This is a genomic window from Elstera litoralis (assembly GCF_000963705.1).
Lineage (GTDB): Bacteria > Pseudomonadota > Alphaproteobacteria > Elsterales > Elsteraceae > Elstera > Elstera litoralis.
Genome location: NZ_LAJY01000690.1, coordinates 1 through 1,089, shown reverse-complemented (window position 1 = coordinate 1,089; position 1,089 = coordinate 1). Strand labels below are relative to the sequence as shown.

Annotated in this window: 1 protein-coding gene; it reads right to left on the bottom strand. The window is 58.2% G+C overall.

What is annotated here, in order from left to right; genetic code table 11:
* Positions 1–1,089, bottom strand: a 1,089-nt coding sequence (yidC, locus tag VZ95_RS19015; RefSeq protein ID WP_045777260.1) for a membrane protein insertase YidC, incomplete at both ends; no start/stop codon positions are given.

Below are 1,089 nucleotides of genomic sequence, written 5' to 3'. Positions count from 1 at the left end.
TATACAGGCCCATCAGTTCCTGCTGCATACGGGCGTTATCGCCCTTATATTTCTCGCGCAGTTCCTGCATTACCGGCGTCAGCTTCTTCATCTTGCTCATCGTCACATAGGAGCGATTGGCGAGCGGGAAGAAGACGGCCTTAATCAAAACCGTCAGCACCAGAATGCAGATGCCGAAATTGCCGACCTGATGGTAGATGATTTCCATCAACTGAAAGATCGGCTTCGTGAAGAAGAAGAACCAGCCCCAATCGACGGCATAATCGAAGCGGTTGATCTTGAGATCGGTCTCATAGCGTTGCAGCAGCGAGACTTCTTTCGCGCCCGCGAACAGGCGATGATTGGCCTCGACACTGCCGCCCGGCGCGAGGGTTTTAGCGTCGCCGAGATAATCGACCTGGAATTTTTCAATCCCGTTGGGCTTGCTATAGCGGAACGAGGTCTTCACCGAATCGGCCTGGTCGGGCACCAGGGCCACCAGCCAATATTTATCGGTAAAGCCCAGCCAGCCGCCTTTCGTGGTGCCAGAAATCTCAGGCTTTTCGCGCATGTCACCATATTGGTGCTCTTGCAGGATATCGCCGAGAACACCAACGGCGCCTTCGTGCAGAATGAAGAAATCCTGCGTAATCGGCGTGCCGGAGCGCGAGGCCAAGGCGTAGGGATAGAGCGTTACCGGCGCATCGGCTTTACTGTCCACCCGTTGCGTCACGGTAATCATATAATCCTTATCCACCGCATATTGGCGGATAAAGGTTAGGCCCTTGCCATTGTCCCACGTCAGGGTGAGGGGCTGCGTCGGCGTCAGCTTATCCGTATCAGCGGTCCAGCGCGTGTCCTGGCCGGGAACGGGTTGGTTCTTATCGACGGTTGACCAGCCGAACTCGGCATAATAGGCGTCCGCCGCGCCCAGCGGGTGCAGCAGCGTGACCAGGGGGCTCGTGGGGTCCACCGTTTCGCGATAGCCCGTCAGCACGATATCGTCGATCCGCCCGCCGACGAGGGCGATGGAGCCCTTCGTGCGCGGGGTTTCGATGGCAACGCGCGGGTTTTCGCTCAGGATCGTGGCGCGGTCGCGCACCACGGGCG